General features: G+C 40.8%; 24 protein-coding genes. 13 read left to right on the forward strand and 11 right to left on the reverse strand.

The window, feature by feature from the left end; all coding sequences use genetic code 11:
• Nucleotides 1–74: 74 nt before the first annotated feature.
• On the reverse strand, nt 75–521 hold the full coding sequence (gene tnpA, locus B2906_RS12085) for an IS200/IS605 family transposase (RefSeq protein WP_286939832.1): 447 nt from the start codon (nt 519–521) through the stop codon (nt 75–77).
• 701 nt (nt 522–1222) lie between these two features.
• Between tnpA and B2906_RS12090 the strand changes: the two genes are divergently transcribed.
• From B2906_RS12090 to B2906_RS12100, 3 genes are all read left to right on the forward strand, one after another.
• Nucleotides 1223–1654 (forward strand): DUF2147 domain-containing protein, encoded by a 432-nt coding sequence (locus tag B2906_RS12090; RefSeq protein ID WP_286939834.1) that lies wholly within the window; start codon nt 1223–1225, stop codon nt 1652–1654.
• Between the two features lie 82 nt (nt 1655–1736).
• Nucleotides 1737–3443, forward strand: coding sequence for a GMC oxidoreductase (locus B2906_RS12095; protein WP_286939836.1), 1707 nt, complete (start codon nt 1737–1739; stop codon nt 3441–3443).
• Nucleotides 3444–3446: 3 nt separating this feature from the next.
• Entirely contained in the window at nt 3447–4040 is a 594-nt protein-coding gene (locus B2906_RS12100) for a gluconate 2-dehydrogenase subunit 3 family protein (RefSeq protein WP_286939838.1), read from the forward strand.
• Nucleotides 4041–4120: 80 nt separating this feature from the next.
• On the opposite strand, the gene B2906_RS12105 is transcribed toward B2906_RS12100, so the two are convergent.
• Nucleotides 4121–5029 (reverse strand): DUF6263 family protein, encoded by a 909-nt coding sequence (locus tag B2906_RS12105; RefSeq protein WP_286939839.1) that lies wholly within the window; start codon nt 5027–5029, stop codon nt 4121–4123.
• A gap of 424 nt (nt 5030–5453) precedes the next feature.
• Here B2906_RS12105 and B2906_RS12110 point away from each other — a divergent pair, with 424 nt between their 5' ends.
• Together B2906_RS12110 and B2906_RS12115 are read left to right on the forward strand one after the other, a co-directional pair.
• Complete coding sequence (locus B2906_RS12110) at nt 5454–5651, forward strand: hypothetical protein (protein ID WP_217643090.1); 198 nt, start codon at nt 5454–5456, stop codon at nt 5649–5651.
• A 38-nt stretch (nt 5652–5689) separates the two neighbouring features.
• A complete protein-coding gene (locus B2906_RS12115) occupies nt 5690–6109 on the forward strand; it encodes a hypothetical protein (RefSeq protein ID WP_286939843.1) in 420 nt (139 codons plus the stop codon).
• 51 nt (nt 6110–6160) lie between these two features.
• On the opposite strand, the gene B2906_RS12120 is transcribed toward B2906_RS12115, so the two are convergent.
• From B2906_RS12120 to B2906_RS12160, 9 genes are all read right to left on the reverse strand, one after another.
• Nucleotides 6161–6802 carry a hypothetical protein gene (locus B2906_RS12120; protein ID WP_286939845.1) on the reverse strand — a complete coding sequence of 214 codons (642 nt, stop codon included), beginning with the start codon at nt 6800–6802 and terminating at the stop codon, nt 6161–6163.
• A 34-nt stretch (nt 6803–6836) separates the two neighbouring features.
• Nucleotides 6837–7619, reverse strand: coding sequence for an SDR family NAD(P)-dependent oxidoreductase (locus tag B2906_RS12125; RefSeq protein WP_286939846.1), 783 nt, complete (start codon nt 7617–7619; stop codon nt 6837–6839).
• Nucleotides 7612–8289: an acetoacetate decarboxylase family protein gene (locus tag B2906_RS12130; protein ID WP_286939848.1), complete on the reverse strand. Its 678-nt coding sequence runs from the start codon at nt 8287–8289 to the stop codon at nt 7612–7614. Before B2906_RS12130 ends, B2906_RS12125 begins: the two co-directional genes overlap by 8 nt.
• A complete protein-coding gene (locus B2906_RS12135; RefSeq protein WP_286939849.1) occupies nt 8282–9043 on the reverse strand; it encodes an SDR family NAD(P)-dependent oxidoreductase in 762 nt (253 codons plus the stop codon). The genes B2906_RS12130 and B2906_RS12135 overlap by 8 nt, the downstream gene beginning before the upstream one ends.
• Before the next feature lie 48 nt (nt 9044–9091).
• Complete coding sequence (locus B2906_RS12140) at nt 9092–10810, reverse strand: IlvD/Edd family dehydratase (protein WP_286939851.1); 1719 nt, start codon at nt 10808–10810, stop codon at nt 9092–9094.
• Nucleotides 10811–10964: 154 nt separating this feature from the next.
• A complete protein-coding gene (murA, locus tag B2906_RS12145) occupies nt 10965–12269 on the reverse strand; it encodes a UDP-N-acetylglucosamine 1-carboxyvinyltransferase (protein ID WP_286939853.1) in 1305 nt (434 codons plus the stop codon).
• On the reverse strand, nt 12270–12899 hold the full coding sequence (locus B2906_RS12150; protein WP_091651332.1) for a DUF4290 domain-containing protein: 630 nt from the start codon (nt 12897–12899) through the stop codon (nt 12270–12272).
• 245 nt (nt 12900–13144) lie between these two features.
• On the reverse strand, nt 13145–15418 hold the full coding sequence (locus tag B2906_RS12155; protein ID WP_286939854.1) for an ATP-dependent helicase: 2274 nt from the start codon (nt 15416–15418) through the stop codon (nt 13145–13147).
• A gap of 109 nt (nt 15419–15527) precedes the next feature.
• On the reverse strand, nt 15528–16364 hold the full coding sequence (locus tag B2906_RS12160; RefSeq protein ID WP_219957657.1) for a lysophospholipid acyltransferase family protein: 837 nt from the start codon (nt 16362–16364) through the stop codon (nt 15528–15530).
• A gap of 117 nt (nt 16365–16481) precedes the next feature.
• On the opposite strand from B2906_RS12160, the gene B2906_RS12165 reads away from it, so the two are divergent.
• The 8 genes from B2906_RS12165 (at nt 16482) to B2906_RS12200 (ending at nt 22612) form a co-directional block, all read left to right on the forward strand.
• Complete coding sequence (locus B2906_RS12165; RefSeq protein WP_091651340.1) at nt 16482–17075, forward strand: sigma-70 family RNA polymerase sigma factor; 594 nt, start codon at nt 16482–16484, stop codon at nt 17073–17075.
• A gap of 13 nt (nt 17076–17088) precedes the next feature.
• On the forward strand, nt 17089–17361 hold the full coding sequence (locus B2906_RS12170; RefSeq protein ID WP_091651343.1) for a mycothiol system anti-sigma-R factor: 273 nt from the start codon (nt 17089–17091) through the stop codon (nt 17359–17361).
• 6 nt (nt 17362–17367) lie between these two features.
• On the forward strand, nt 17368–17940 hold the full coding sequence (gmk, locus tag B2906_RS12175; protein WP_091651345.1) for a guanylate kinase: 573 nt from the start codon (nt 17368–17370) through the stop codon (nt 17938–17940).
• Between the two features lie 3 nt (nt 17941–17943).
• A complete protein-coding gene (gene nadD, locus B2906_RS12180; RefSeq protein ID WP_091651348.1) occupies nt 17944–18510 on the forward strand; it encodes a nicotinate (nicotinamide) nucleotide adenylyltransferase in 567 nt (188 codons plus the stop codon).
• Between the two features lie 183 nt (nt 18511–18693).
• Nucleotides 18694–18897 (forward strand): hypothetical protein, encoded by a 204-nt coding sequence (locus B2906_RS12185; protein ID WP_219957656.1) that lies wholly within the window; start codon nt 18694–18696, stop codon nt 18895–18897.
• Between the two features lie 62 nt (nt 18898–18959).
• On the forward strand, nt 18960–20087 hold the full coding sequence (locus B2906_RS12190; protein WP_219957655.1) for a 6-bladed beta-propeller: 1128 nt from the start codon (nt 18960–18962) through the stop codon (nt 20085–20087).
• 227 nt (nt 20088–20314) lie between these two features.
• Entirely contained in the window at nt 20315–20602 is a 288-nt protein-coding gene (locus B2906_RS12195) for a hypothetical protein (RefSeq protein ID WP_219957654.1), read from the forward strand.
• 228 nt (nt 20603–20830) lie between these two features.
• Nucleotides 20831–22612: a glycoside hydrolase family 15 protein gene (locus tag B2906_RS12200; protein WP_091651359.1), complete on the forward strand. Its 1782-nt coding sequence runs from the start codon at nt 20831–20833 to the stop codon at nt 22610–22612.
• Nucleotides 22613–22677: the final 65 nt, after the last annotated feature.

The raw sequence follows: 22677 nt of genomic DNA on the forward strand, positions 1-22677 counted from the left end.
AACCCCAAATTCAATTTGGGGTCCTAATAAAATATACCAACCCAGAGCCCCAACGGGGCGATCTGTATTGTATATCAATCCCAAACATATTTCTCATCATATTCAATCTGATATTCTTCTAAAAATCTTCTGAATTCTGTTTTAAAATCGAGTTTTTGATGGTGTTCTTTTTGATTCAGAATGTAATTCTTAACAATACCCAATTTTGATTGGCTAACTGAAAAGATTCCATATCCCTTTTGCCATTCGAAATCCCTTCTGATAATTTCCTTGAATTTTATTGAGGTAGATATTTTCAGGTTTTTGATTAACTCAGCAATAGTGATTGTTCTTGGAAGTGTACAAAGCCAGTGAATATGATCTGGCATTATGAAAATTTCTTCAGTGAAACTACCCAAATTTGATCCAACTTGTACAAAATAAGCTTGGGCATTAGGTCGGAATTCTTCAGAAATCATGGGTATTCTATTCTTGGTAGAAAAAACACAATGGAGATAGACCTTGGCTAGAGATTGAGGCATAGGGTTAAAAATTATGCGTTTGAAAAATATGAATCTGGTTACAATTCAAATACTGCCGTAGAAATTTACTAAATTATTATTAATCAACGAATTAAATTTTTGTTTTGACAGATCGTGCCGTTGGCACTATCCCCACTAATTAAGAATTGATATGAATTTTGGAAGTGGCCAGAAAAGCGCTGAACGTGCTGTTTTTAAAAACCCTATCTAGGGCAGGCGAGCCCATATTCAATTTGGGGTCTTGAGGTAAACACATATACCAGAATCCCAATAGGGTCATCAGGACTGATTTAATACAGATCGTGCCGTTGGCACTCTGAATAGGACCACGCCACCAATTGCCCAGAATTGAATTCTGGGCTACTACAAGTAATGCCTTTGGCATTAATTCCTCAAAGGTTTCAAGACCTACTCAAAGTAATTTCTTGCCTAAGCACCAACGGCGCGCTCTTTAAAAACCCTGCAATGCAGGCGGGCCCAAATTCAATTTGGGTTCCTAATAAAATGAACCAACCCAGAGCCCCAACGGGGCGATCTGTATTGTATGTCAAATATTAAAGCATACCCAGCAAAGCAAAAGGAACGATTTGATCAGCACCGCGCATAAGAAGCTAAGATTAAATTCAAATTTTTTCTATTTTCGAATCAAACCAAGTCCTCAAAACTTCGTTAATTCAAAAAAATCACCAAAAATCATATTTATGAAAACCCTGTTTGCAAGTCTTTTCCTGATCCTTTTTACCTCACTTTCCCTTCAAGCACAAAATGCAGATGCAATTTTGGGTGTTTGGAATAACACGGAAAAAGACGCCAGAATTGAGATTTACAAAGAAAATGGCAAGTATTTCGGCAAGATCGTATGGCTGCAAGAGCCTACCGAAAATGGAAAACCTAAATTGGATAAAAACAATGCAGATAAGTCCTTGAGAAACCAACCGATCATGGGGATGAAACTTTTAAAAGGATTCGTTTACGATGATGGATCTTGGGAAGATGGGACGATTTATGATCCCAAAAATGGCAAAACCTATTCCTGCGTGATGAATTTGAAAAACCCGGAAGTTCTGGAAGTGAGAGGATATGTTGGATTTTCTATGCTTGGGAGAACCGTAGAGTGGACTAAACAAAAATAGTCTTCCCTCATCATCCCTTTTAAAATTAACTCTGTTTTCACCAAAAAATTGGCTAAACTTAGGTTGAATAAACCTATTGTAAATGGCCAATTTTAATATCGATGCAGATAAAGACCTAACCTATGATGCTATCGTCATCGGCTCAGGAATCAGCGGAGGCTGGGCTGCTAAAGAACTTTGCGAAGCAGGGCTCAAAACCCTAGTCCTCGAGCGGGGACGTATCGTAGAACACGTGGTGGATTACCCCACCATGACATTAGATCCTTGGGAACATGAACTTCGAGGTGGATTAACTCCAGAGCAGAAAGCTAAACATCCTAAAGGCGGAAGATCCGGATTTATCGGAGCTTTCAACGGGCACTTTCATGCCAATGACCTCGAAAACCCATACACCGAAGTAAAGCCATTTATGTGGGTTCGTGCTCACCAATTGGGAGGCAGATCCCTGCTTTGGGGAAAGCAGACCTATAGGTGGTCAGATCTTGATTTTGAAGCCAATGCCAAAGACGGACATGGAGTTGATTGGCCCATACGCTATAAAGATATAGCCCCTTGGTATACCTATGTAGAGAAATTTGCTGGGATCAGTGGCGAGGCCTTAGGACTTCCCCAATTGCCAGATTCTCACTTTTTACCTCCTATGGAGTTGAATTGTGTAGAAAAACACGTCAAGGAACGAATTGAAAAGGATTTCAATGGGAGGAACCTGATTATTGGGCGGGTAGCCCATCTGACTGAGCCTTTGAACGGCAGAGGCAAATGCCAATTCCGAAATCGATGCGATCGTGGCTGCCCTTATGGCGCCTATTTTTCAAGTAACGCGGTTACTCTCCCTGCAGCTAATGCAACAGGTAACCTAACCATTCGGCCTTTTTCCATTGTTCAGTCGGTCGTTTATGATGAACAAAGAGGAAAAGCTTCTGGTGTAAGAATCATTGATGCGGAAACAAGCGAGGAGATTGTATACAAGGCTAAAATCATTTTTGTCAATGCCTCCACCTTAAGCACCACCCAGATTTTGATGAACTCTACTTCTAATCGTTTTCCAAATGGCTTGGGAAATGACAGCGGAGAACTCGGGCATAACCTGATGGATCATACCTATCGGGTAGGTGCAATGGGAACCGTGGAAGGTTTTGAAGATCAATATTACAAAGGTCGTAGACCGAATGGAATCTATATTCCCCGCTATGTTAACCTCAAAGATGGCCCTCAATCCGAAAAGTTTGTGCGAGGATTTGGTTTCCAAGGTGGTGGAGGAAGAGCCGGTTGGGGAGCAGGAAGCAATCAGGAGGCTTTTGGAGGAGATTTCAAAGACGGTTTGATGAAACCTGGTCCTTGGGAGTTTTTCATAACCGGATTTTCAGAATGTCTTCCCTATCATGAAAATCAAGTGTATCTCAATAAAGATGTCTTGGATAAATGGGGACAGCCAACACTATCTATTGATGCAGAATGGAAAGCCAATGAATTGGCGCTAAATGATCAGGCTCGACAGGATGCCAAAGAAATGCTGGAACGTGCGGGATTGAAGGATGTGATGGAGTTTGACAATAAACATGAAATGGGCTTCGGCATCCATGAAATGGGCACAGCAAGAATGGGAAGAGATCCAAAAACTTCAGTACTCAATGGAAACAATCAGGTGCATGGCTGCGCTAATGTTTATGTTACGGATGGGGCTTGCATGACTTCTTCCTCCTGTGTCAATCCTTCCTTGACCTACATGGCACTAACCGCTCGGGCTGCCAATCATGCCGTATCTGAACTCAAAAAACTTAATCTCTAAGCCATGAATAGACGCGATGCACTAAAAAAATCAGCTTTGGCATTGGGAGCAGCGGCTGGAGCACCTACCTTGATTAGCCTACTTCAAGCTTGTGCCAAAACAGATCGATTGACTTGGACTCCTCAATTTTTGAGTGAAGATCAAGCCAGATTTATATCTTCTTTCGTGGATTTCCTTTTACCAAAAACCGAAACTCCGGGAGGATTAGATGTGAAGGCAGATGTGTTCATAGATCTGATGTATGCTAAAACTTATGATGAGGCAGGGCAAAATCAGGTTGTTGCGGACATTGAAAAATTCAATGCTGATTGCAAGACAAAATATGGTAAAGTCTTCGCTGAACTTTCGGCAGAAGACAAAGCAAATTGCTTCAAAGAGCATGAGGCAAATTCTCCAAAATTCCCTAAAACTGTCTGGGGAGGTGCGGTGGGACCTCGTGAACCCGTGGGATTCTATCGAGGATTGAAATCTACTGTACTTTGGGCTTATTTCAGTTCGGAAGAGATTGGTAAAAATGTCCTGAGCTATGATCCAATTCCGGGAGAATACCGAGGATGTATGCCTCTATCAGAGGTAGGAAATATTTGGAGCTTGTAGGATTTTATAGAAAAGTAAAACTCACATAAACAAAAAAAGGCAAGGTCAACAAACCTTGCCTTCTGTATTATATTGATTTCCTATTTATTTGAAAAAACCATTTCAGCCTTCATTTTCATAGGAATTCGCATTCCATCGGGCATTTGAGGATTTGCTTCCATAATCGTGGTACCTTCCACCTCTTGAGACACTTTTGCTTCATATACCCAGCCGGTTTTTTTATCCACTAAAATGTCAGATTTAACCTTCCCATTCATTTCAGAGCGAACAGTCATTCCTTGCATTTCCATGGGAACTGGGTTACTCGTTAGGCTTGCTTCTCCCGATATTCTGTGGTGAGCATCATCCGAACCCAGATAGGTATATTGGGTATTTACCAAAGCATTGATGGAGGAATTGAGCTCACTTTCAATGTTCCAATTATCTCCCGGTGCTACTTGCTGAGCTGGATAAATAGCTAAAATCATTTCAAGATTTCCTCTCAGGCTTTCTTCTCCAAAAGTTCCTGAAACTTGCTCCTTCATTTGCGCCATTTGCTCTGGACTCATTCCAGGAAAATCAGAAAACATCTTTTCATAGAGGTTTTCAAAACCACTCATTTCCTGAATCCTTCCCAATTGATTCATTTTCAAGTTAAAGGGGACTCCCACTATGTTGGTAAACATCTTGGACATGGGATTAGAGTCATCTCCACTTTTCAACTTCATTCCTCCCATCGGCATTTTCATATCCATTTCCATGGAATTATATTGTACTTCCATGTCATAGACTCCATCCTTGAAGTCAACTACTTTGAAACTTAATTCCCCGATCAAATTCATTTCGATATCCATTTGCATACCCTGCACATTTTGGGCAATTGACATGGAGGTGTTGGATTTTTGGAAGTAAGTTTCATTTACCACCAAGTTTAATTGCAGGTCTGTTTTCTGTGCAAAAGCAGCTATAAAAAACAAAGACAAGAAAAAAGAAAAGAAGAGCTTTTTCATCTGTTTATAATTTGTTTTTCAGTGGTCAGATGGAATCTCGCACCACTTATAATCATGCCTGTGTGTGAGGTTTTCCCTCGTGCTCGATTTCATCTGTTTATATTTTGATTTTTAGAGGTCAGATGGAATGCCCTACCCCGATTTATCGGGGCATCCCCTTGTGTGAGATTTTTTCTCATGGGCATTTCATAACAATGATTTAGTTTATTGGCTCAAATAAAAGCTATTTTTACAAGAAAAATTAGTCCGAAATGAATTATTGCAAATAATTTGTCTCAAAAACCAGGGGGCTATTTTCACCAATCTGCTACTTTTTTCCCCACTTGATTCATACAATTTGTGATTTTAACTCTCAAAATGCCCCATTTCGGACTTGGCACCCACTTTGGCTTTTCCTTACCCGATCCATACCAAGGAAATTTTTATGATGAATATAGATTTGCAACATATACTGGCAAGCTATTGGGATGAGGTAAAAACAAAATTAAAAGCCCATCACCCTAGCCTTACCGAAGAAGATTTAAGTTATATTAGAGGCAGAGATGAAGAGCTTTTTTTGAGGTTGGAGAAGAGGCTGGGTAAGACCACCGATGAAATCAAAGAAGAATTAAGAAAATTCTAATACCAATCAATTTCTATTTTAAACTAAAACACAAAATCATGAAAACGAGAATTTTTGCCATCGCATCCGCATTGACTGTCAGCTTCGGCTTGGCTTCCTGCGGAGAAAAATCGACTGAGAACGAAGAGGTGATAGAGGTGGAAGTAAATCTTGAAGAAGAGAAGTCTGAACTTAGAAAAGAGCTAGAAAGAATTCAGTCGGATATTGATAAGCAAATCGCCGAATTGGAGGCCAAAAAAGAGAAAGCTAATGCAGAAATGCAGGCTGAAATAGAGGAAATGCAAGAGGAGCTTAGAGGTGAAAAATCTGACTTGGAAAAAGCAATGGAAGACATCCAAAAAGCAAGTGAAAATACTTGGAGCGATGTTAAAAAGTCGGTTAGTAAAACCACTGCGGATATCGAAAAAGAGTGGAAAAATCTAAAAGGTGAAGTAGAAAAAGCCTTTGAAAAAAATTAAGGCTTTTAAGAATAGAAAAGGGGCGGATTTTTCAATTCGCCCCTTTATTTTCTAATCCACTTTTACATTGGTAAACCAAATCACCCGTTGACCATCTTGTCCCTTGTGATCAGTAGCCATGGTGATCGGCCCGAAGGACTGTTCATTTTCCCAAGTCCATGTACGACCATCAAGTCCATTGCCTTTTCGGAAGGTCCATTCCAAAATTTTATAATTCTCATCCAAATACAAATCGTAGGCATCGCCCGGTGTGTAGCCATCTTCAGAATTATACACAATTGTAAGCTTGGTAGCATTAGTACCTCCTATTGGAGAAGCAACATTCTCCTCTGAATCCCAAGTATAGCCGGTATCCCAGGCCAATTGGAAAGGATACATCATCCAGTATTTATCATTGATAAAGCCACGGTCCACTGGAGGCAAAGAGTCGGCATCCAAAGAATAAGTCATGGTGGTATCAGGCCCGGAATAATAAACCGTGTTTTCTCTCAGATTCCATTTCCAATCCCGAGTAAACACGTTGATAGAATCCCGCTGTACATTCCAAGTATAAGCTATGCTGTTTACCTGGTCAAAATTATCAAATCCGTAGGCTTTTGCTACTTTCATAGGAAGGGTATCCTCTACTACTTCCTTTTGTTGGCAAGAGGCATAGGCTAAAACTGCACAAACAATCAGTGTGATTTTTTTCATTGTCAAAGGTGGTTTTTATTCAAAGATAACAGAGTCAGGAATTGGATTGTTTTTTTATCCATTTTTTGAATTTCCTAAGCTCATAATATTGATATATAGGTTTGATTATCAACAAATACCGATTTAAATAAAGTAAAACTCGAAACAAAGCAGAAGGAAAAATCTTTTTCTGATTCTTTTTGGCACCTCTAAGAATCTTATCCGCGACTTGTTCAGCTTTTTGAGAAGGAAATGGTCTTGGTATTCCTTGTCCCGCCTGATCAAAAAATTTGCTCTGGGTTGCAATGGGAAAAGCCAAACTCAACCATTGTTCATCTGACTCTAACCAAACTGCCTGAGCCCAAGCCAAAAGGGAGGATTTGGTGGCAGAATAAATCCCATACCCGGGCAATGGCCAATATGCCATCGCCGAACAAGTAATGGTTAGATATAGACTAGGGAATTTTTGTCTTAGAACAATCCCCAATTCCAATACAGCAAAAACATTGAGATGAAAAAGCTCTTCGATTTTGTTTAATCCCTGCTTTTCAAAGGGTTCATAATAGGCCTTCCCAGCATTGGCAAAGCAATAGTCCAGTTGCTTCCAGTTTTTATCCAGCCAAAGAGTTATTTCTTCCAATGCCTTCCCCTTTGTAAGATCCAAAGTCAAAATTTCAATTTTAGGAAATTGAGCTCTCAAATCCTGCAGGCCATCTGCATCTATATCTACTGCCAAAATCTTTGCCTGAACCAAATAAAGTTGCTGAACCAATTCCCTCCCTATTCCGGAAGCAGCTCCGCTTACCAGGACAAAAGAATTGGCAAAGCTCTTATTCATGAAAGGTTGGTTTGGGAAAAAATATTTGAAAAGGTTCTATTTTTACTGCAAACAATGGTCGCTGTAAGCTGATATCCGGGAAAAAATCTTTGTGAACCTGCTTGACATTTACCTTCGCCAGCTTCGCTTTGCCACTTCCTCGCGGTTTGGTGTAATAATCCACCCCATCCCAGCGCTGATGCAAATCAATAGGTAAAATCCCAGTACTGGCGGGAAACCTGAATCCGAAGCTTTTGACTTCGCAGGAAAATAACTCAAGCTCTTTGGACTGAACCCTGATCAAAGTTGTATTGCCCTCTTCATTCCAATGGATCTTCGCAGTCTCTTTGGGTATTCCCCAATTAGCTCTTCCATTTTGGGTGCTGGACTCGGAATCCACATAGATTTTAGTAATTGATTGCTTGCCCGAACCTTTAAATTTCCCCGGAATGAGTAATAACTCCTTATAAGGACCAACTGGGCTTTCTTCGTAATTGACCAGCATTACATAGCCCAACCCGCCTTTATATTTTCCCTGAAGATGCAATGGCAATCCTGCATGCTCTTCTATCCATTTCTTGGAAAAGCGATAGACCATGATAATTCCCTGACCTTTCAGCTTCCAAGGTGCAGGAGCCTTTTTATACAATTTGAGGGATTTACCCGCATCTATTGAGTGATTTTCAGGCATAAGGCGAAGGGCTAATGGAGGTCCAGCCTCCGTCAATGATTAAGGTTTGTCCGGTAATATGTCTTGCGGCATCGGAAAGTAAAAAAACTGCTGAATTGGCTATATCTTCCACAGAAGCAGGTCTGCCCAAAGGAGTCAGTTTGGACCAAGTCTTGGCATAATCAGGGTCTGAAGTAGTTCGCTCTGTCAAGGTAGCGCCCGGTGCGATTGCATTGATCCGTATTCCCAATGGAGCCAATTCCAAAACCAGGTTTTTGGCGAGCATTTCCAAAGCTGCCTTACTCATAGCATAGGCAGATAGATTCTCATGGCTTTGATGTGCAGTAACAGAAGATGTCAATAATATGGCTCCTCCCTCTTCTTGTTCTTTCATCACCTGTGCACTGGCTTGGGTCAGTAGAAATGAACCCAACAAATTAACCCGCATAACCTCCATGAAGTCTTTGCTGGAATAGTCCAAAAAACTCCCGAAAAGAGTAATCCCGGCATTCGCAACGACCTGATCTACGCTACCGAAATTATTGATAGCTAATTCAATCATTTCTTGAATCACTGATTCATCAGCAGCATCTCCAGAACAGCCGATGACCTTACCATTGCCCTGGCGAGACAGGGTAGCAACTGCTTCCTGAGTCAGGCTTTTCTCCAAATCATTTAAAATCACATGAGATCCTTGATTGGACAACTTTCGGGCGATCTCTAAGCCAATTCCTTGCCCTGCTCCGGTGACAATGGCTACTTTCGCTTTTTTCATAGTTTCTAGGTCAGTACCCCAGATTTATTTAGGGTTTAGTAAATCAGATTAATGTGAATCTCTTTTTACCTCAGAACCTGAACTCCCCTGCAGAAAATCAAAATCAACCCCATCGTGCGCCTGATTCACTTTGTCCAAAAATAAATTCACGTAACCTCTCTCATAAGGAAGTTGGGTAGGCTGAAAATTATTTCTTCGGTTTTCAAACTCTTCCTCACTGATCAAGAGGTTAAGACTCCTCGCTGGAACATTTAACTCAATCCAATCACCTGTCTGCACAAGTGCTAATGGTCCCCCAATGGCCGACTCCGGCGAAACATGAAGGACTACAGTTCCATATCCTGTTCCGCTCATTCTGCCATCTGAAATTCGAACCATATCTTTGATCCCTTTCTCCAAAATCTTAGCTGGTAAGCCCATATTACCCACTTCCGGCATTCCCGGGTAACCCTTTGGGCCTACATTTTTCATCACTAAAACTGTATTTTCATCCACTTCCAAATCAGGGCTATCAATTCTCGCTTTGTATTCGTCGATGTTTTCAAAAACCAGAGCCTTCCCTTTGTGAACCAATAAATGCGGACTAGCTGCAGAAGGCTTGATAACAGCTCCATTTGGACAGAGATTTCCTTTCAAAACTGCAATCCCGGACTCTGGCTTGATCGGATTAGTCAGCGTACCGATCAGATTTCTATCATAACATGCTGCTGAAGCTATATTTTCTCCAATAGTCCTCCCGTTGACTGTGATACAGTCTCTGTGTAGATGGGACTCTATCTCCTTCATGACCGCCGGCATTCCTCCGGCATAAAAAAGATCCTCCACCCAATGTTCTCCTGAAGGCTGCACATTAGCGATCAAAGGTATTTTGGAAGAAAAATGGTCAAAATCAGTCAAATCAATATCCACTCCGATTCGCTTGGCAATGGCTGTGAGGTGTAGGATAAAGTTAGTTGAGCCTCCGATAGCTGCATTGACCATAATAGAATTTTCAAAAGCTTTCCTAGTCAAAACTTTACTCATTTTTAAATCCTCCTTGACCATTTCCACGATCCGAATACCGGCCATATGCGCCAAGACTTTTCTTCTGGAATCAGCGGCTGGAATCGTAGCATTATCGGGCAAAGCCAAACCTAAAGCTTCTACCATGGCTGCCATAGTGGATGCTGTACCCATTGGAGCACAATGGCCTCTGGAACGGGACATGGCGGCTTCAGCTTCTATAAATTCTTCCTGAGAAAGCTTCCCCAGTTTATAATCTTCTGCAAACCTCCAGACATCGGAGGTTCCTATCTTTTTGCCTTTAAATCTTCCTACCAACATGGGGCCTCCAGAAATCACCAAAGTCGGCAAATCCACAGAGGCCGCACCCATTACCAAAGAGGGGGTAGTTTTATCACAACCACACATCAGGACTACACCGTCCATGGGGTTGGCCCTTATACTTTCCTCCACATCCATTGACGCCAGATTTCTGAAAAGCATGGCTGTGGGTTTGATCGAACATTCACCTAGAGACATGACGGGAAATTCCAAAGGGAAACCCCCAGCCTCCCAAATACCCTGCTTTAGGGATTCCGCTAATTCTCTAAAATGCGCATTACAAGGGGTAAATTCAGACCAAGTGTTACATATTCCGATCACCGGCTTTTCTCCCTCAAAAAGATGATGGGGAAGACCTTGGTTTTTCATCCATGAACGATAGATAAAACCGTCCTTGCCGGTTCGACCATACCATTCCTGGCTTCTGAGTTTCTTTTTAGACATAGGTTATCTGGGTTGAGAAATTTCTCAGAAGATATAAAAAATTGGAAACAATTCCCTGCAGGAAAGGACGGGAGGTAATAAATGTATGAATCAAACAAAAAAAATCCCGAAGCGTATTTCTTCGGGATTATAATTTTGAGGAAAAGCTGAAAGACTATAATCTTTCAATATCTGCTCCTAAAGCATTTAAGCGTTTGTCGATATACTGATATCCTCTATCGATCTGCTCAATATTATCAATCACAGAAGTACCATTTGCCGACAAGGCTGCAATCAACAAGGCAACCCCTGCACGAATATCAGGAGAAGTCATTCTAATTCCTTTTAATGGATATTTTCTGTCCAAACCAATTACTGTGGCTCTGTGGGGATCACAAAGGATAATCTGTGCACCCATATCTATCAGTTTATCCACAAAGAACAATCTGGATTCAAACATCTTTTGATGTACCAAAACTGTTCCTTTGGCTTGGGTAGCAGTTACCAAAACAATAGAAAGCAAATCCGGGGTAAAACCTGGCCAGATTTGATCTGCTACGGTTAAAATAGAGCCGTCGATGAATGTCTCTATTTCATAATGTTTTTGCTCAGGGATAAAGATATCATCCCCTCTGAATTCCATCTGAATACCCATTCTTTTGAATGTATCCGGAATGATTCCCAATCTGTGAATCTGGCAATCTTTGATGGTGATTTCAGATTGAGTCATGGCTGCCATCCCTATGAATGAGCCAATTTCAATCATGTCAGGCAGCATAGTATGCTCTGTTCCACCCAGCTTTTCTACTCCTTCAATGTGCAAAAGATTGGAGCCAACACCGGTGATTTTAGCACCCATTCGGTTGAGCATGTCGCACAATTGCTGTAGATATGGCTCACAAGCGGCATTGTAAATCGTGGTTTTTCCTTCGGCCATCACCGCAGCCATTACTATATTGGCTGTACCTGTTACAGATGCTTCATCCAGTAACATGTAGGTACCTTTAAGATTTTTTCCATCAATATGGAAAATCTCATTTTGGGCGTCGTAATGGAATTTGGCCCCCAATTTTTGGAAACCATAAAAGTGAGTATCCATTCTTCTACGCCCGATTTTATCACCTCCTGGCTTGGATAGTTTCCCCGTTCCAAAACGAGCCAAAAGTGGACCCAAAATCATGACAGAGCCTCTCAACGCTGAAGCTTTAGCTAAAAAATCTTCTGTCTCCAAGTAATCCAAGTTGACATCATCTGCCTTGAAAGAATAGGATTCAGGTCCCAATTTGGTGACCTTCACTCCCATATCTCCCAACAATTCTATCAGCTTGTTGACGTCACGAATAGCGGGGATTTTGTGGATAGTAACTTTCTCAGAGGTGAGCAATACAGCACAAAGTATCTGCAAAGCTTCATTTTTTGCTCCTTGGGGGATGATTTCCCCTTTCAATTGATTTCCTCCTCTTACTCGAAAAGATGCCATTTAGTTTCTGCGTTTTTTATGTCCTCCGTTATTTCTTCTACGGTTATTATTCCCGCGTTTATTTTTCCCGTTAGAAGTTGATTGCTCATGTGTAGGCACTTTGAAATCTCTTCTGGTATTGGATTCAAAAAGTCCGTTTTCTTTTACTTTATCTAGGTCGATATGAAGTTTTCCTTTGGAAAGTGTCTTGATATCATCCAAAATAATTCCATCGTCGAAATTATCTCTGTTCCAGGTTGAATGAAAACTTCTCATTAACTGGCCGATATAGATAATGGCTGTTTCCTGCTCCTCATCATCCTCAATCTCGATGGCCTTTTCAATCAGCTTTTCAATATTTCGGCCATAATGCTTGAATCTCACTTCTCCTCTTGGATATCCTACCGGTAAAGGTTTTTTGCCCAAGAGCTCCTTTTCAGGCATAGGGAAAGGTCCATCTACATCCAATCTAAAATCTGACATGATGTATAAATCATCCCAAAGCTTCTGGTCATTTTCCTGCTTCAATGAGGGATTCAACTGCTTGATGATTTCCACAATTGTGTAGGCACTTGCCGTACGCTTTTCCCTGTCTTCAATGCCGCAGACATGGTCTACCAAGCCTTGAATGTTCTTTCCGTATTCTTTCATTTGTATTTATTTGTCTTTTTGAGGCTCATAAATCCGTCTTGTAGGACTCAGGCCAATCCCCAAATGATCCGCTTCAAATAGCGCATGTTTGGAGAGTCTTGCAAATTTAAAACCACTTCTATCCGCGGTTATTAAACTCTGTTTGATTTCAAAATCAGTAATTTCTTTTATTTCGCTCTTTTAGCTCTCTTTTTTATTCTCTTAAAAGGTAACAAAAAATCACCATTAGGCAGAGAGATAGGTAATTAGTCAATAATTCTGAGCTTCGCAAAGCTAAGTAATAAAGTCTTCTCTCCAAAATGTTCAAATTGAATCGTAGCCTTTCTGTTAAGACCTTCAACTTCAATCTTTTGAACCTTTCCAAAACCAAACTTCGGATGCTCTACCAGTTGTTCCGCCTGTAAATTATTGGTGTTACTTGGTTTGAAGTCAGGACTTGGCGTATGAATCTTCATTTGAGCAGGTACTCGGGACTCCGGCTTTTTCTTAATGCCTACGAAACCCGGCCTTTCTGCACTGCTTCCCGGTAAACCCTCCCGTCTAAATGCTCCCGGCATCTCTCTGGTCGCGGAAAGTTTTTTACTCACTTTGATACAGCTTGGATCAACCTCTTCCAGGAATCTACTAGGCTCACAATTCAGCAAACGCCCGAATCTATAACGGGTCAAGGCATAGGTAAGATATAATTTTTCCATCGCACGGGTGGTCGCCACGTAGAAAAGTCTTCGTTCTTCTTCCAAGTCTTCCCTGCTTTGCATCATCATTTGGGAAGGAAATAAATCCTCCTCCATCCCTACCACAAATACCTGCTTAAACTCCAGTCCTTTGGAGGAGTGTATAGTCATGAGGGTGATTGCGTCTGTGGTATCCTTGTCCCGGTCATTGTCTGTCAAGAGGGCAATTTCCTGTAAAAATGCTCCCAGACTTTTATCCTCATTTTCTTCATTGTCCACGTACTCTTTGATTGCATTGAGCAATTCCTGGACGTTTTCATATCTGTTGAGTCCTTCTATGGTTTTATCCTCATACAATTCTCTCAATAGACCGCTTTGCTTCGCAATGGAATTGGCTGCTTCATAGGCGTCTTTACGCTCCACTTCAATCTGAAAAGCTTTGATCATGGTAGCAAAATCATCCACCGAGCTTCCTGCTCGACCGGGTAAAAAGTTTTGAGCATTTTGAACCACATCCCACAAAGGCATATCATGATCGTAGGCAGCAACCAAAATTTTCTCCAGAGAGGTATCTCCAATTCCTCTTTTGGGGTAATTGATGATCCGCTTAAAGGCCTCTTCGTCTACCGGATTAACGGTAAATCGCATATAAGCCATCAAATCCTTGATTTCTTTACGCTGATAGAATGAAAGTCCTCCTACAATCTTATAGGTCAGATTCATCTTTCTAAGGGCTTCTTCTATAGCTCTAGACTGAGAGTTAGTCCTGTAAAGAATGGCAAAGTCGCTGTTTTTAAGCTTTTTATTGTTTTTTTCTTCGAAAATGGTGGTCGCAACTATTCGCCCCTCTTCATTATCTGAAGTTGCTTTGATCAGCTCGATCAGATCTCCGTCAGGATTGGAAGTCCAAACGGTCTTTTTCAGTTGTGCTTTGTTTTTATCAATGATGGAGTTAGCCGCCTCCACGATAGTCTTGGTAGATCTGTAATTCTGCTCCAGTTTGACCACCATCAGATCTGGATAGTCCTTTTCGAAATTGAGAATATTCTGGATATCCGCTCCGCGAAAAGCATAAATACTTTGGGCATCATCTCCCACCACACAGATATTTTGATGAACTGCAGCCAGCTTTTTGGTAATCAGGTATTGAGAAAGGTTGGTGTCCTGAAACTCATCCACCATGACATATTTGAAGCGCTGCTGATATTTGTTTAACACATCAATATGATCTCTGAAGAGCACATTGGTATTAAATAGCAAATCATCAAAATCCATGGCTCCCGCCTTAAAAAGCCGGTCTTGATAGCGCTGATAGATATCTCCCATTTTGGGTTTCATGGCTGCCTCGTCATCCGCTTTGACAAAAGGATCAGCTTGATAGGCCTGCCAGGAAATCAATCGGTTTTTGGCCCCGGAAATTCGGGAAAGTACCACTCCTGGCTTGTAGACTTTATCATCCAATCGCATTTCTTTGACGATGGTACGGATCAAAGACTTCGAGTCATCTGTGTCATAAATCGTAAAATTGGAAGGATAGCCTATTTTTTCGGATTCAACTCTCAAAATCTTAGCGAAAACAGAGTGAAAAGTCCCCATCCAGGTATTGCGTGCATCCAGCCCCACCAAAGACTCAATCCTGTGCTTCATTTCAGCCGCTGCCTTATTGGTGAAGGTGAGCGATAAAATCTGAAAAGGATCTATACCTCTTGCATAAATAAGGTGAGCGATCCGATAGGTCAAAACCCGGGTCTTTCCAGATCCTGCGCCCGCAATAATCATCACCGGCCCTTCTGTATGTTCTACTGCTTCCCGCTGCGGGGGGTTAAGTTCTTTGAGATAATCCATTTTTGAAATACGAAATACGATTTACGATTGACGCGGGCAATTAAAAACCTAAGGCCAAACTCTCATCTCAGCCTTATTTTCAAATCTTACACCCTTTCCAACGATTAACTTATATCTTCCAGCGCTTATGGCTCCAAAGATACATGTCCGGCTGCTCCCGGATATTTTGCTCCAGCATTTCACAAAACTTATCCGTGATGGAGTGCGGAGCATGCCCCTCATAAGGAGGTTGCGCTAGAGGTATATATTCATAGCGATAATGTCCTCTTTTAACCTTGGTCATTTTACCGTAGTGAACATGTAAGTTCATTTTTTTTGAGAGAAACTCTGCTCCTTCAAAAAACACTGCCGGCCTGTTCATAAACTCCCGCTGATAGCGATTTTCTGATGAGGGAGGACGCTGATCAGAACCCAAAAGAACGATCCTCGGATCTTTTCCCAAGGTAAGCATCCCTCTTCTAAACTCCTTTTTTTCGGTCACATATCCGCCAAATCTTGTCCGGATTTTTTTCATCAGTTCGTTGAAAAAGGGATTGTTGACCTTGAGATACACTGTCTCAACCGGTACTTGGGAATACAAATTTGTACCTACTACCCCCATTTCCCAATTGAAGATGTGGCCTGCCATCATTAGTGAACTCACCTCATTTTGAACAGGTTTGTCCAGATCCGGTTGATTGACTATCAGGAACCTTTGTCTGAATTCTGCCTCCGATATTGTCAGTATTTTGATCGTTTCGGCAAATGTGTCAGTAAAATTCCTGTAAAATCGGTTTCGGACCTTTTTTCGCTCCCTATCTGATAGCTCGGGAAAAGCATGCATGAGATTCTCATCTATGACCTTCTTTCTATACCGAATTACAAACCTGGCAATCAGGTAAAGAAAATCCGTGAGCAGATAAAGTATGGGTAGCGGAAGTCGGGACAGCAACCGAAAGAAAAACATAGTAAATCGGAGGATTAGAGGCAATAAGGCCTTTTCGTAGCAACAAAATAAAGGAAAAGCGGGGAAAACTTCCCGATTCCTAGTTATAATTTAACCAGATCATTACTTTTGAATCTTATGTCGGAAGTACAGCGCAGAAAATATTCTCAGGAAGAGAAAAATTCCATCTTTGATGGGGAGTTTATGCCTCACATAGACTCTATGTACAACTTTGCCTACCGACTCACCTTTGATGAGGATGATGCCAAAGACTTGGTGCAAGACACCTATCTGAAGGCCTATCGTTTCATCAATTCGTTTGAGCAGGGAACCAATGCCAAAGCATGGCTGTTTCGCATCCTGAAAAACAGTTTCATCAACGAGTATCGTAAGAAGAGCAAGCAACCTGCTAAAGTAGATTATCAGGAAGTTGAAACTTATTACAACTCAGATGATGTTGACTTTCAAGGAACCACTGATCTCCGTGCAGAATCTGTCAAAGACATGTTGGGAGATGAGATTTCCAATGCTTTGAACAGTTTGGCGGTAGATTTCAGAACGGTCATTATCTTGTGTGACCTGGAAGGATTTACTTACGAGGAAATGGCCAAGATCTTGGATATTCCAATCGGAACAGTCCGATCAAGGCTTCACAGAGCCAGAAATTTGCTGAAAGAAAAATTAAAAGGGTATGCCCAGCATATGGGATACAATACGGACGAGGAGGAATAATTATCGAATACGCATGGAAATGAATCAAGAATCATCCGGGCAGCGGAAAATGGAATGCAGCGATGTAAACAAGTGCTTTGAGCTGCTGGAAAGTATTTTAGACGGAGAAATGGGCGATCCGGGCAAGGAAGTGCTCAAGGAAAAATTGGCGAAGTGCCAACCTTGTTTTGAGCATTTTCACCTGGAGCAAGCCATCAGAGAAGTGCTAAAAAACAAGTGCACCAAACAGGCTGTCCCCAATGAATTGGCGAAAAGCATCCGTGAAAAAATTCAGGAAGTGAAATAAATCCGGATGACTCAAGGTAAAGCAATTATTTTTTCGGCACCCTCAGGATCCGGTAAAACCTCGCTCGTCAAGCACCTGATCCAGCATGTGCCCAATCTGGGATTTTCGATTTCTGCCTGCACCAGAGACAGAAGAGGCAGACATGAAGTTCATGGGAAAGATTACTATTTTTTAACCCAAGAAGAATTCATTAAAAAAATAGATGAAGGAGCCTTCATTGAATGGGAGGAAGTCTATGCCGGAAACTTTTATGGCACGCTCAAAGAAGAAATTCAGCGCATCTGGGATTCCGGCAAGGCGGTGATTTTTGACGTGGATGTCAAAGGAGGATTGGCATTGAAAAAATACTTCGGCGATCAGGCATTGGCTATTTTTGTCAAAGTCCCTTCCATTGAAGTGTTGAAGTCAAGGCTGAATGAGAGAGGCACGGAAACGGAGGAATCTCTTTCCCGCAGAGTTTTCAAAGCAGAATTTGAAATGAAATTTGAGCCTCAGTTTGACGTCAGCATCCTTAATGACGATTTTGAGAGATCCTCTCAAGAAGCAGAGCAATTGGTCAGGGAATTTATAGCCTCTTAAGCCGTGAATATCGGACTCTTCTTCGGTAGCTTCAATCCTATTCACATCGGTCATCTCATTATTGCCAATACCATCTACGATCGGACCGACTTAGATGAAGTATGGTTTGTGGTCAGTCCCCAAAATCCCCTGAAAAAAAGAAAGTCACTCATCCATGAGTTTGATCGGCTTCGCATGGTTGAATTGGCAATCGAGGATAATTTTCATTTCAGGGCCAGTGATGTGGAGTTTCACATGCCGAGACCCAGCTATACAATAGATACCTTGACCTATCTCAGTGAGCAGTATCCACAGCATAATTTCAGTATTTTTTTAGGCTCAGATAATCTGAAACAGCTCCGCAAATGGAAAAACTATGAACAGATTTTGGAGCATTACCAAGTCTATGTCTATCCCCGTCCAGGTGAAAAAACAGATTTCACTCACCCTTCTGTACAGGAAGTAGACGCCCCTTTACTGGATATCTCGGCGACTTTTATCCGAGATTCTATTCAATCCGGACATTCCGTCAAATACCTCTTGCCCAGACAAGTGGAAGAGTATATTCAGGCTAAAAAACTATACTTTTAGCAAACCTTGGCCAATCAGGCTACCGATCAAAAAAAAAAAAAAATGCCTTCTACGTAAATTTTAGATTTTTTTTTTAATTGTTTGGTTTTGATAAATACAACTACTACAATAGATTAGTTACAGCTTCAGAGTTGAAGTCGTTTTTGGGCCAAAAACTTTTTAGTAATTCTAACTTTTAACAAAATGAAAAAAGTATTATTTGGAATAGCCTTTTTGGGGGCTATGGCGTTTTCGGGTTTTAGTACCAACGCAGAAGCTGCCAGATGCTATCAGAGAATGTACTGGTGTGCAGGAGAGCTTGAAGCATACAATTGTGAAAATTATGCAACAGGGAATTTATGTTCTAAAGTTTATGCGCACTGTTATAAATGTGATGCAATCACTTAACTAAGTTCAAAAATGCTTATTCGGGAGTAAATAGCTCCCGAACTTTTTCAAATAACTACATCATGAATAAAATATATGTAATTCTTTTTTTGATAGGGACTAATTGGGCATGCTCGCAAGAAAGCCCCATTAATTCAGATCCCCGTTTGATATCGATTGATCTTGAAAATTCAAAAGTTATCAGTCAGGAGTATTTTGAAATACTTGAAATTATCCCACTGGAAACAACTTCAGAAAATTTAATGACTTTAGATGTTAGAGTAAGAAAGACTCAAGATTCTTACTACATCATGGATCTTGGGATGAGAGATGCGATCCACCGATTTTCTCTAGAAGGGAAATATTTAGGTTCTGCCGTTTCTGTAGGTGAAGGTCCAGATCAAGTTCTTGGCATGCAGGATTTTCAAATAGTTGAAAATGGAGATATTCTTATTCTATCTTCAATTGGAGATCAATCTTTCCTGTATAGGCATTCTATCACTGGGAATTTAACAAAAGAATTTGACATCGATTATTTGGCAAGTTCCTTTACAGTTTTGGGATCTGGAAACTATTTATTTTCAGGAGGACATAATCTCCCCTATGTTACAGAGAGAGTTATTTTAACTGATTCTACCGGAAAGAAAATAGATTCATTTTTACCAAATAATTATCAAAATGAAATGATTCCAACGGCTGAAAGGAACTTCTATGAATCCGAAAATAGTATTCTGTATTCAGAAATATTCAATGATACTATTTATAAAGTAGAAAATTTTCAGTTAAAGCCATTGTCCAAAATGCATTTTGGCAAATACTCATTACCATCAGATTTTTGGAATATCAGCGTTTTGGAAAGTCTGAAAAACATATCAGAAAAGGGCTTTGCAATTTATAAAGCTGCTTTTGAAACTAGAGATTATATACTTTTCAACATACATATTCAAAAAAAAGGAGGGTCATTTAAAAAGCTGGCAATCGTCAATAAGTTAACAAGGAATACCCAAATTCTAGAAAGTACAGCTTTGGAAGGCGACCCTTTTAATGAGCCTATTCATATTTCTGATAACCAAATCACATTTTTTTCTAGTCACTCTACAGTGGTTGATAAACTCGGAAAAACCATCCCCGATACATTGAAAAATAAATTAATGGAGGGAAAGTATGACTATCCAGTTATGTTCAAAGTAAAAGTTCCATCCTCGATATGAATAAAATTCTTTTTTCCTTTCTTATAATTCTGATAGTCTCTTGTCAAAAAAAGACGGTCTCAGAATTAAGGTTTCATGAAAATCTTGAATTGGTCAATACCGGAGAGGGACAAATTAAACCTTGCTTACATTGCCAAAAAAAACTAGTTGCGTACTTTGGGATGAACAATACACGTTCACTTACATATTTTCAAATGACCCTTAAAACCTTCAAGAAAATTCCCTCATTGTACCCAGACTTAAATGTCATATATGTATTTGGAGGAAAAAATGTGAGCAAAGGGCTTGATCAAACATTTTTAGAAGAATTTCTGCTAAAACATGAAGTTCCCTTTGCAGTCCTTTATGATGAAGAAAACACTTTCTTTGACCTCAATAACCTGCAGTTTTTCCCGTATGAGTTGAATGATATCCAAATTTATTTAGTAGATGACCAGAAAGTTGTGGAATCGGCGGAACCTGGAGTTCCGGAATTATTCGATAAACAGGTCAAGCAATTTCTTTCAATCAATTAAATTATATATAAAAGTTACGTTTAGTATAAAGAAAACTGAAGAAGGAGGATTTTGAAATGGCTTAAAGCTCAATCTGTTATAATTCAAACAACTCCTTTAGCCTAAATAATTACATTTTCTTTACGAGTGGAATAAAGAAGAGCCTTTTTTGCATCCTATCCCCTTTTTTACTTATTTGCTAATGACCCATTAGCCGCACTATTTTTTTCAAACCTTAGTTAAGACCTTATGAGCAAACATACCTATGACTCCGGCCTGATCGGTAACTGTGCCTATATCGCCCATATCGAAAAAGACACCAATATTTCCTGGCTTTGCATGCCCCGATTTGATTCGGATTTTATTTTTGGTGGAATGCTGGACCGAAAAAAAGGCGGGAAATTTACCGTACTGCCAGAATCCGGAGATTATACTTCCACACAAACTTATGTGGAGAACACCAACATTCTCGAAACGATTGTAAGAAATGGAAGTGATAGCTATAAGGTAACGGACTTTGCACCGCGCTTCAAAAACTATGATAGATATTATAAGCCTCTGATGCTGATTCGTAAGGTGGAGCCTATTTCTGGATCACCAAAGATAAGAATCGAGTGTCAGCCTGTAACTGAGCGGGGTCAGATTCAGCTTACTCCAAGTCAAGGCAGCAATCATATCAGATACATGGGAATTGATCAGGAGTTGAGACTCACCACCAATGCTCCCCTGACTTATGTCTGCGAAAAAAAGTCCTTTGCTCTCCAGAGACCCGTTTACCTGGTTCTTACCTACGGAAGACCATTAGAAGCACCAATAGAATCTACCTCAGAGCGATTCTTGCAATCCACCCGTGAGTACTGGCAAGCTTGGGTCAAATCTACCAGCATCCCCAATTTTCACCAAAGACTGGTTTTGAGATCCGCGTTGATTCTGAAAATTCACCAATTTGAAGATACCGGAGCGATTATCGCAGCTTCAACCACTTCATTACCTGAATCCCCCGGTTCTACCAGAAACTGGGATTACCGCTATTGCTGGATTCGTGATACCTATTATACCCTGACCTGTTTCAACAGTTTGGGACACTTTGAAGAGTTAGAAAAGTATTTTGAATATATCCAAAATCTACCTGTTGGGCCTGAAGGAAGATATCAGCCACTGTACTCCATTTCGGGTCATGGATTGTTGGTTGAGGAAATATCTGATTTGGATGGATACTTAGGCAACAAGCCAGTAAGATTTGGTAATCAAGCCTATACCCATATTCAGAATGATCTATATGGACAGGTTTTGGTTTCTTTGCTTCCCCTATACTCTGATCATAGATTTACAGAGTCTGAGCGGAGTCACTCTGAGCCCATGATTATGAATCTTTTGGATAAGATTGAGGCCACTATGCATGAGAAAGATGCAGGATTATGGGAATTCAGGAATCTGGCTCAAGAGCATTGTTATACCTTTTTATTTCACTGGGCAGGCGCCTGTGCTGCCGCAAAAATCGGTATCCGAATGAAGAATGAAGCGATGTATCAAAAAGCGATCGCACTTCGGGAAGAGGCAGTGAAAAAGATTGAGGCCTGTTATTTACCTGATAAAAAAGCTTACGCTCAGGCAATAGGAGCCCAACATATGGATGCCTCGACTCTGCAATTAATTACCATGGGTTATTTCGGAGACGATCTGGAGCGGGCAAACAATCACTTGAAGCAATTGGAGAAGGAATTGTTGGCAAAGGATTTTCTTTTCTATCGCTATAAGCACATGGATGATTTTGGTGTGCCTGAAACCACGTTTTTGATCTGTGCATTTTGGTATATCGAAGCATTGGCTTGTGTGAATAGATTGGATGAGGCCATTCAGGGATTTGAAACTTTGACCAAGTATTGCAATCATTTGAATCTCTTTTCGGAGGATGTGGATCAGGCTACAGGAAGCCAATGGGGGAACTTCCCGCAGGCTTATTCCCATGTGGGTTTGATGAATGCGGCCTTTAGGATAGGAAAGAGATTGGATATGCCGAATTTTCTGTAATACTTATTTTTTCTCCCTAGAAGAATAGTAGGCAGAGGCAGTAGGCAGTAGGCAGAAGCAGTAGG

Origin of the sequence: Algoriphagus sp. UBA3586 (assembly GCF_002376385.1) — a bacterium.
Lineage (GTDB): Bacteria > Bacteroidota > Bacteroidia > Cytophagales > Cyclobacteriaceae > Algoriphagus > Algoriphagus ornithinivorans.